The sequence below is a fragment of the Sphingomonas sp. OTU376 genome, assembly GCF_038440415.1.
In the GTDB taxonomy this organism is placed as follows: Bacteria; Pseudomonadota; Alphaproteobacteria; order Sphingomonadales; family Sphingomonadaceae; genus Sphingomonas; species Sphingomonas kyeonggiensis_A.
The window spans coordinates 16,719-28,275 of sequence record NZ_JASATQ010000066.1; the positions used below are offsets into that span (position 1 = coordinate 16,719).

At 68.7% G+C, this 11,557-nt stretch carries 1 protein-coding gene; it reads left to right on the forward strand.

Annotation, left to right across the window (positions count from 1 at the left end; all coding sequences use genetic code 11):
* Positions 1–52: 52 nt before the first annotated feature.
* Positions 53–11,557, forward strand: an 11,505-nt coding sequence (locus AAHM44_RS20610) for a beta strand repeat-containing protein (RefSeq protein WP_342251149.1), incomplete at its 3' end; no start/stop codon positions are given.

An 11,557-nucleotide genomic window follows, 5' to 3' on the forward strand; every position in this document is an offset into this window, starting at 1 on the left:
GTGTCGCGTGGAGTCGGGGCGCACGGTCATTTGATTTCGGGGGCTTTTTCGAATGATCGATCGTGGCAATGGCGCGCGTGCGTCCAAGGCGGTTTCGGTGCGCGTGGGTCGTGAGGCGCTGCTCCGCAAGGCGCTGCTCGGCTCGACCGCGCTGATCGGCATCACGCTGGCAACGCCGGCGCTCGCCCAATCGACCAGCCCCGCCGGCGGCGGCACGATCTCGGGCTCGGGCACCTATACCGACGATACCGCGACCAATGGCGGCGTGATGGTGGACAACACCCAGAGCTCCGGCGTCACCATGACCGGCGTCACGATCGACAACACCACCGGCAACCCCAATGGCAGTGCCTACCGGCAGAACGCCGGGAGCGGCCAGAGCGCGGTCCTCTACACCGCGGGCGCCAACTCGCTGCGCAGCGACCAGAACGGCGCGGCGCTGTTCATGCAGGCCGGCGGCGGCAACCTGACCTGGGCGATCGGCCAGTTCGACACCAGCTCGACCACCGACCTGAACGCGACCTTCGGCGCCTATCTGGTCGCCACCGGCTTCATCAACGTCGTCGATTTCGGCACGGTCAGCAGCCTGCGCAACGTCACCGGCATCAGCGGCGACACCGGCATCTATGCGACATCCACCACCGCGACGGTGGACCTGTCGCTCAAGGCGCCGACGATCTCGGGCTTCGCCACCGGAATCAACGCCCTGTCCGCCACGGGCGCCAACGTCACCACCACGGGCGGCACGATTACCACGCTTGCCAACGGCACCGGCATCGCCGCTTCGGCCAGCAACGCCATCGCCGCCGTTAGCGTCACCTCGGGCTCCGCGATCACCACCAGCGGCACCGGCATCGGCATCAACGTCACGTCGAGCAACACGACCAACAGCGTCACGACCACGGCTGGCGGCACGATCAACGGCGGCAGCGTCGGCATCCAGATGAAGTCGGCGCAGTCCGGACAAACGAACACGGTGACGGTCGGCGCCGCGATCGGCAATTCGACCCGCCCGAGCGCGGGCGTCCTGTTCAACACCGCCGGCGCGATCGGTGGGCTCAACACCGTCTACGCGAATGCGGATATCCTGGCGGGCAATGGCAGCTACGCGATCGGATCGGGCTGGACCAACACCGACCTGGTGGTGAACGTCGCATCCGGCGTCACGGTATCGAGCCAGGGCAGCAGCGCGATCGGCGCCGGCCATGACGTCACCATCATCAACAACGGCACGATCAGCGCGACCGCCGCCGGCGGCACCGGCGTGCGCAATTCGCAGGGCCCCTCGACGGTCACCGTGACCAACAACGGCACGATGACCGCCGGCAGCGTCGTGGTCTGGGGCGCGGCGACGACCAACATCACCAATTCCGGCACCCTCACCGCGACGAACAATTCGGCGATCATCTCGGGCCGTGGCGGCACGATCACCAACAACGCCAGCGGCCACATCACCGGTGGCTCGGCCGCCAATGGCTGGGCGATCCGCTTCGACAGCAGCGCCTTCTCGCCGGGCCAGACGGTCAACAGCGACGGCCAGATCACCGGCGGCGGCGCCGGCGCGATCCGGATCGACGCGACCACCGCCTCGACGCTCAACCTCAACGCCACCTCGCAGACGACCGGCCTGATCAGTGTCCTCGGCAGCGGCGCGACCACCGTCAACCTCGCCGGCGCGCTTGTCGGCGACTATGATGGCAGCGGCTCCACCGGCGTGCAGAACTTCCGGCTCGGCGCGAACGGATCGATGCAGAGCGCGGATTTCGGCTCGGGCAACGACACCTTCACCTGGGCCGGCGGCGCCTTCAGCGGCACGATCGACGGCGGCACCGGCACGGACACCTTCGCGGTGGATGTCGGCTCGTCGACCAACAAGACGCTCGATCTCGTCACCGGCTTCGCCAACGTCACCAATTTCGATGCCTACAGCCTGGTCAGCGGCAACCTGACCCTGACCGGCAGCCGCAACGGCGGCGCGGGCTGGACCGTGGCGGGCGGCAACGCGACGACCTTCATCCTCAACGGCTCGCTGACCAATATCGCCGGTGTCGGCGTCACGCTGACCACGCCGGACCTGATGTTCGTCCAGTCGGGCGCGCAGCTGAGCGCGACCGGCGACGTCATCTATTCGAGCGGCAACGGCAACAACATCCAGAACAGCGGCACGATCACCTCGGGCACCGGCGCCTCCACGGCGATCGCGATCGGCAGCGGCACGGTCGATAACTATGGCACGATCACCTATGCCGCCGGCGGCTCGATCACGACGCAGGGCAACGGCATCCTTGCCAGCACCAACCAGCTGTCGCTCGGCAACCACACCGGCGCGAGCCTCTATGGCCGCTGGGACGGCGCCCGCGCCAACAACGGCGCCTATATCGTCAATGACGGCCTGATCCAGGGCGACCGCTTCGCCGGCGTCGAGATCAGCGGCACCAGCGTCGTCATCAACAACGCCACAGGCCGCATCTATGGCGCGACCGGCGAAGGCACGGGCCTGCTGATCAACAGCGGCGCGGTGCAGGTCACCAATGCCGGCCAGATCGTCGGCGCGGGCACCGCGGGCATCAACAATGTCGGCAGCGGCCTGCTGAGCGTCAGCAACTCGGGCACCATCGCCACCGGCACGCTCGACGGCTCGAACAACTATGTCCAGGGCGGCACCACCACGGCGATCCGCACCGGCACCGCCAACATCACCAATACGGGCACGATCCGGGGCGCATCGGGCGGCATCGCTGCCACCGGCGCGCTGACGCTGGTCAACATCGGCATGATCAACGGCGTCGGCGCCGGCACGCTGGCCCTCAATGCCGTCGATGTCGGCGGTGCCGCGAGTATCCTCAACGCCGGCGCGATCAGCGAAGGGACGAACTTCGCGATCAGCGCCACCGGCGGCGGCACGATCACCAACGCGGTGGGCGCCTCGCTCGGCGGCGGCAGCGATGCGACCAACGGCTATGCGGTGTTCCTGAACGGCGGCACGACCTTCAACAACTATGGCCAGGCGGGCAGCGGCACCGGCAGCACCGTGCTGACCGGCAGCACCGGCGGCACGATCAATCTGTTCGCCGGCTCGGCCAGCGGCCGGATCACCGGCGGTGCGGGCAACGACACGCTGGCGATCTACACCGGCCAGACCAACGCGAGCGCGGTCACGCAGGGCTATACCAACGCCGTGACCGGCTCGGCCGGCACCGTGACGCTGCAGAGCAGCGGCGCGCTGGCGGCGGCGACCTATGGCGCGATCGACCTGGGCGGCGGCAGCGACACGTTGCAGCTGCGCGGCACCGGCACCGGCGCAGATGCAGGCAGCTTCTCGCTCGCCACCTCGACCGGCGCCGAGACGATCACCAAGCTCGACAGCGGCACCTGGACGCTCACCGGCGCGGCAGTGGTGCCCGGGATCACCGTCAATTCCAATGGCGGCACCCTGCTATTCCAGGGCACCAGCGGCATCGGCACGATCAACGCGAACGGCGGAATCGTGCTCGCCAACGGCGCCGGCGCTTTCGGCAGCGCGGTCGTCCACCTGCTCACGTCGAACGTCCAGTTCGGCGCATCGGGCGTCTATTCGAACAACTTCGTGCTCGACGTTCCCGCAGTGCTGAACGGCCAGCCGGCGGTGTTCGAGAACCTGTTCGGCGGCAACGCCATCCTGAGCGGCAGCATCACCTCGGGCAGCGGCACCAACGCCGCCGGCCAGGCGATCGGCGCGTCGCAGGCGGTTACCTTCGCCGGCATCGGCGGCAGCCTGTTCAACCTGACCGGCACCGGCAACAGCTGGACCGGCATCACGACGATCGGTTCGGGCGTGACCGTGCGCGGCTCGACCAGCGCGATCTCGGGCGGCAGCATCACCAACAACGGCACGCTCACCTATGCCCAGTCGGGCGCCAGCTCGAGCGGCAAGGTGATCTCGGGCACCGGCGCGCTCCGGGTAGAGAGCGGCCAGGTCACGCTGACCGGATTCAACACCTATACCGGCGGCACCACGGTCGCCGGCGGCACCCTCCAGGTCGGCGATGGCGCCGCCAGCGGGCGCATCACCGGCGCGATCACCGTCGATTCGGGCGGCACGCTGATCTTCAACCGCACCGACAATTACGACTTCACCAGCGCGATCAGCGGCGCCGGCGACGTCCAGGCACTCGGCACCGTCTCGCTGAGCGGCGCGATCACCAACACCGGCAACCTCACCGTGGATTCGGCCACCGGCGGCCAGGTCACGCTGACCGGCGCGCGCAGCGGCGCGGCTGTCTCCGCCGTGACGCTGGCGGGCGTGGGCAACGTCCTGCGCGTCGGCCTCTCCGGCTCGGTCGCGGGCGGCCAGTATGTCGGCGTGCGCCTCGGCGGCACCAATGACGGCGTCGACAATTTCGGCGCGATCACCAACACCGGCACCGGCGGCGACAATGGCTATGGCGCCGCGATCGCCGTGGTCGCGACGAGCGGCACCAGCACGATCAACAATGGCTCGGCGAGCAACTCGACCGCGACGATCAGCGGCCAGAATGCCGGCATCAACCATGTCGCCTCGGGCGGCATCGTCGCCACCGGCGCGTTGAACGTGAACAATTACGGCCTGATCGCCGGCAATCTCTACAACGCGATCGAGAACCAGGGCGGCTCGGGCAACCTCTCGATCAACAACTATGCCACCGGCCGCATCGTCGGCCAGGGCAATGCCGGCGGCGGCAACGGCATCGGCATGGGCGGCACGGGCACGCTCGGCCTGGACAATGCCGGCCTGATCGTCGGCCGCTCGAACGGCATCGCGACCGGCGGCACCGTCAACATCACCAACCGCGGCACGATCGCCACCGGCACGCTCTCGGGCGGCACCACCGGCACGCTCACCGCCGGCGGCGGTACCGGCATCCAGGCCATGGGCGGCACGATCACCAACCAGGCCGGCGGTGTGATCCAGGGCTCGTTCCTGAACGGCAGCGGCGCCGACACCAACGCGATCTCCTCGTTCGCGGCGACCACCGTCAACAATTCCGGCCAGATCCTCGGCGCGGCGCTCGGCTCGACCTCGACCGTGCGCGCCAATGGCGTCTATATCGCTAGCGGCCTCGGCACGGTGACCAACAATGCCACCGGCCTGATCACCGGCAGCTGGGACGGCGTCTATCTCGCCAGCGGCGGCTCGGTGACCAACACGGGCACGATCTCGGGCTATAGCGTCAACGGCATCGAAGGCGCCGGCACCGTCACCAACAATGCCGGTGGCCGTATCTTCGGCGGCGGCGTGGGCGTGAAGCTGGCCGCAGGCGGCACGGTGAACAACAGCGGCCTGATCGCCGCCGCAACCTATGACTCGCTGGCCAACACCTATACCGCGAGCACCGGCATCGGCGTGTCGCTCATCTCGGGCACGGTGATCAACCAGTATACCGGCACGATCACCGGCGCGACCGGCGTCAGCGCGACTGGCACGCTGAACTTCAACAACAGCGGCGGCACGATCATCGCGTCGACCAATGCCGGCCTGAACGTCGCGGGCACCAGCAACCAGCTCTTCAACTCCGGCACGCTCACCGGCGGCAGCAACGCCACCCAGGGCTATGGCGTGCGCTTCACCAGCACCTCGACCGGCAGCCTCAACAACCAGACCAACGGCCTGATCAGCGGCGGCACCGGCGGTTTCCTGGCGGGCGCCGCCACCGGCGTGAGCGTCGACAATGGCGGCGCCATCGTCGGCCTCGACAGCGGCAGCCGCGGCATCTACTTCTCGAACGGCAGCGCCATCGTCACCAACCAGGCGGACGGCGTGATCGTCGGCCAGGGCTGGGGCATCTCGGTCTCCGGTACCGCGAACATCAACAATAGCGGCTTCATCGGCTCGGGCACGCTGTCGGGCGGCACCACCGGCACCTTCACGGTGAACGGCACCGGCAACGGCGTGGTCTTCAACGGCGGCTATTTCAGCAACAACGTCACCGGCACCGTCACCGGCGGCAATTACGGTGTCGCTTCGGGCGGCACCACCGCGGCGAACATCGCCAACGCCGGCACGATCACCGGCGGCACCTATGCGATCTATCTGACCGGCAACAACGCCGACACGGTCAGCCTCTACGCCGGCTCGACCACCAATGGCGCGATCGCGCTCGGCAACGGCGACGACACGCTCAACTGGTATGGCGGCAGCTTCACCAGCATCAATGGCGAGGGCGGCAACGACCGCTTCGCCGCGACCGTCTCCGCCCCGGCGACGCTCGACCTCTCCACCCTCACCGGCTTCGAACAGCACAGCCTGAACGGCGGCGGCACGCTCACCCTGACCGGCACCCAGGCACCGACCGAAGGCGGCTGGAGCGTGAGTGGCAGCAATCTCGTGCTCGGCGGCACCGCGAAGCTCGAGATGACCGGCACGGGGGTGACGCTCGTCAACGCCGACGCAAGCCTGGCCGTCAACGCCGGCGGCCAGCTGATCGCTCATGACGCCTATGCCGTCGCCTCGTACACCGGCGGCGGCGTGACCAATGCCGGCCTCATCAAGTCGACCGGCAGCGGCTTTGACGGCGTGATCACCAATGGCGGCACCGTCGACAACCAGGCCGGCGGCCGGATCATCGCGGCGGGCAACGGCGTCACGCTGCAGGCCGCGGGCACCACGCTCACCAATGCCGGTGTCATCGCCGGCCAGGCCAATGGCGTGATGGGCAGCGACGACTATCAGACGCTGACCAACACCGGCGTCATCGTCGCGGGCACCGCCGGCGACAACGCCACCGCATATTGGCAGACCAATGCCAACCTCAGCACCGGCGACAGCGTCCGCTTCACTGCGGGCGGCTCGGTCACCAACGTCGGTGGCTATGTCAACGGCAACACCACCGGCATCATCGTGGGCGGCGCCAATGGCGTGACCATCTCGGGCGGCGCGGCCACGATCGAGAACTCGGGCACGCTCCAGGGCAATAGCGGCTACGGCATCTCGATCGACACCGCCGGCGGCGTGACCTCGACGATCACCAACCATAATGGCGGCGCGCTCGTCGGCGGCACCGGCTCCGCGCTGCTCTCGGGCGACGGTACGGTCAACATGACCAACGAGTACGGCTCGTACATGTACGGCAGCATCGTCTCGACCGGCAACGGCACCCGCAACATCGATCTGTCGGGCGTGGTCTATGGCGACTATGACGCCTCGTCGGGCGCGGGCGTCGACAATGTCATCTTCCGCGGCGGCTCGATCTACAACGCCAACCTTGGCGACGGCGACGACAGCTTCACCTATTTCGGCGGCACCATCAGCGGCATGGTCGACGGCGGCGCGGGCAATGACTGGCTGTACGCCGACTTCGGCGACGCCGGAGAGAGCGTCTCGGTCAGTCTGGCCAACTTCATCGGCTTCGAGAATCTTGGCCTCGTCTCGGGCGACATGACCCTGACCGGCCCGAGCGCCAATCCGGGCCAGTCGATCAGCGCCGGCGTCCGCGGCATGCCCTCGGGCACCATCACCTTCGACGGCACCAGCGACCTGACCGGCGACATCTGGGTCAATGGAGGCACGATCCGCGCGGCGACCGCGGGCGCCTTCGGCACCGGCACGATCCACATGGTCGATCCGACCGCGGTGTTCGGCATGACCGGCACCTATGCCAACAATATCGACCTGCAGGCGGTGGACACGGTCAACGATCCGGCCGTGCTGCGTGCCGAGACCGGCGTCACCGCGACGCTGACCGGCGCGATCACCGAGAGCCTGGCCGGCCAGAACCTGGTCTTCCAGGGCAGCATGGGCTCGGGCTTCGTCCTCACCAACGCCGCGAACGACTGGACCGGCACCACCACCATCTCGGCTGGCGCCTCGCTCACCGGCACGTCCGACACGATCTCGGGCGGCGATATCGTAAACAACGGCCTGCTGACCTACAATCAGGCCGCCAACGGCACGGTCTGGCAGGACATCACCGGCACCGGCAACTTCGTGAAGACCGGCACCGGCGACCTGACGCTCGCCGGCACCAACAACTGGACCGGCACCACCACCGTCAGCGGCGGCACGCTGATCGGCACCACCGACAGCATCTCGGGCAGCAGCGTCACCATGTCGGGCGGCTCGCTCTACTTCCAGCAGGCGAACAGCGGCACCTTCGCGGCCAATATCTCGGGCAGCGACGGCGGCGTCTTCGTGAAGGGCCTGGCGGCGGGCAACACGCTCACCTTCTCGGGCAACACCAACTATGTGGGCAGCTTCACCGTCGTCGATGGCTCGGCGATCGCCTTCACCGGCTCCGTGAACAGCGGCGCCGGGGTCAGCGTCGCCCTTGCCGGCGCTGGCAGCAGCTTGACCAATTCGGGCACGATCACCGGCGTGCGCGCGATCGACGCGATGGCTGCGGGCACCAGCGTGACCAACCTCGCCGGCGGCACGATCGACGGCACGTCGGACAGCGCCGCGGTGTTCTGGAACGGCGGCACGCTCAGCAACGCCGGCACGCTCACTGCCTCGGGCAGCCTCGCCACGGTCTACATGGCGGGCGCGACGGGCAGCGTCACCAATGCCGCCGGCGGCAGCATCACCAGCACCGCGAGCACCGGCCTCAACATCTACACCGCCAGCTTCACGCTGGACAATGCCGGCCAGATCAGCGGCTTGACCGGCGTCTATGTCGGCACCGGCACCAGCGGCACGCTCACCAACCAGGCGAGCGGCACGATCACCGGCACCACCTATGGCATCCAGACCAACAGCGCGGGCCTGACGATCGACAATTATGGCTCGATCTCGGGCGGTTCGGCGACGAGCGCCTCAGCGGTCCGCGCAGCCGGCGCCAACGTCACCGTCATCAACGAAGCCGGCGCGACGATGAGCGGCTGGCGCGGCATCGTGACCACCGGCGCCGGCGCCACCGTCACCAACTATGGCACCGTCACCGGCATCGCCGACAACGCGCTGAGCCTCGATGGCGGCGGCACCGGCACCAACGCGCTGGGCGGCATCCTCAACGCCACCGCCCCCGGCGGCTGGGGCATCTTCGTCAACAACACCGGCACCGCGATCAACAACGGCACGATCAACGCCGATATCGGCATCGCCTTCGCCGGCAACGGCACCCACACCGCCACCAACACCGCCACGATCAACGGCATCAGCGCCGGCGTCGCGACCTGGACCGGTGCTTCGGCGGCGAGCCTGGTCAACAGCGGCACGATCGCGGCGACCACCGGCGCGGGCGTCAACTATGTCTCGGGCGGCTCGGTCACCAATTCGGGCACGATCACTGGCGGCACCGCCGGCTATGGCATTGCCACCACCGGCGCGACCACGATCACCAACCAGTCGGGCGGCAAGATCGAGGGCGGCCTCGGCGCGCTCTACCTGGACGGCGCCGCGGCGATCACCGTAAACCTCGATGCCGGCTCGACCACGATCGGCGCGATCGGCTCGGTCGGCACCGGCGATCGCATCGTCAACATCAGCGGCACGCTGACCGGCAACTATGTCGGCGGCGACGGCGCCGATGCCCTCACCCTCGATACCGGCGCAGTCTTCAACGGCACGCTCAGCGGCGGCGCGGGCAATGACACGCTGGCACTAGTCGGCACCGGTTCGGGCACGCTCGGCGCCGTCACCGGCTTCGAAAGCGCTACCAAGTCGGGCACCGGCACCTGGACGCTGGGCGGCGCCAACGACGTCGCCAGCTGGACCGTCACCGGCGGCACCCTGGCCACTGGCGGCGCGATCGACAACGCCGCCTCGGTCAACCTGGCGGCCGGCGGTACGCTGCAGCTTACCGCCGACGAAGGCATCGGCACGCTCTCGGGCACGGGCACCGTCTCGCTGGGCAGCCACACGCTCGGCCTGCTGGCCGGCACCAGCAGCTTCGCCGGCGCCCTGACCGGTACCGGCAACCTGCTGATCGACGGCGCGAACCTGACCTTCGGCGGCACCGCCGGCTATACCGGCGTCACCCAGGTCAACTCGGGCAGCCTCACCCTGGCAGCCGGCGCGAGCTTCGATCCGGCCTCGACGCTGATCGTCGGCACCGCCGGCACGCTCGATCTGTCCACCATCGGCATGACGGTGTCGCAGGCGACGCTGAACGGTACGCTGAACGGCGCCGGCACGCTCACCGCCACCACGATCGCGCTGAACGGCGCGACCGTGAACGGCAACCTGTCGGGCGCGGTAGGCAACACCGGCGGCGTCTCGCTGCTGAACGGCACCATCAGCGGCGGCAATGTCTCGGTCACCGCAGGCACGCTGCGCCTCGGCGCCGCCAACCGCATCGCCGACACCGCCGAGCTCGGCGTGGCCCAGGGCGCAACCTTCGACCTGCAGGGCTATAACGAGACTGTCGCCGTCGCCGGCATCGCCGGCACGCTGGCGGGCACCGGCACCCTCACCGCCAGCCAGTACAAGCTGAGCGGCGCGACGGTGAACGCCAATCTCGGCGCGGGCACGCTGGTCAACCTGGCCGCCATCTCGACGCTCAACGGCACGCTGGCCGGCGACGCCGTGGTCCAGGCTGGCACGCTCAGCCTCGGCGCCTCGGATCGCATCGCCAATGGCGCCACGGTCTCGGTCGCTTCGCTCGCCACGCTCAACATCGGCGGCTTCAACGATACCATCGGTACGCTGGAGCTGGCCGGAACGCTGAACGGCAACGGCACCCTCACCGCCAGCCAGTACAAGCTGAGCGCCGCAACGGTGAACGCCAACCTCGGCGCGGGCACGCTGTTCAACCTGGCCGATACCTCGACGCTCAACGGCATGCTGGCCGGCGACGCCGTGGTCCAGGCGGGCACGCTGAGCCTCGGCGCGGCGGATCGCATCGGCAACGCCAGCACGGTCGCGGTCGCATCGGGCGCCACCTTCAACATCGGCGCCTTCAACGATACCATCGGCACGCTGGCGCTGAGCGGCACCCTGGCCGGCACCGGCACGCTCACCGCGAGCCAGTACCTGCTCAGCAATAACGCCGTAGTGAACGCGAACCTTGGCGCGGGCACCCTGTCGAACCTCGGCGGCACCTCGGTGCTGAACGGCACGACGGCGAGCAACGTCTCGGTCCAGGCCGGCACGCTGCGCCTCGGCGCAGCCAATCGTATCGTTGATACGGCAACGGTGGCGGTGTCCTCGAACGCCATTTTCGACCTTGGCGCGAACAATGAAACGGTCGGATTGCTGGCACTTGGCGGCACCCTGTCGGGCACCGGCACGCTTACCGCGGCCGAGTATCAGCTCAGCACCGCCACGGTGAACGCCAACATCGGCGCCGGAAACGTCTACAACCTTGCCGGTACTTCGACGCTGAACGGAACGGTCGGTGCAGGCACGGTCGTCGTACAGGGCGGCACCCTGCGCCTCGGCGCAAGCGAGCGTGTCGCCAACAATGCCACCCTCGGCGTCTCTTCGGGTGCAGTGTTCGACCTGGCGGGCTATACCGAGACCGTCGGCGGCCTGGCCGGCACCGGCACGCTGGCGCTCGGCGCCGGCAAGCTGGTCCTGTCGAACACCTCCGAGCAGAGCTTCGGCGGCGCGATCACCGGCACCGGCTCGATCGACAAGCAGGGCCTTGGCCGCCTCAATCTGGCG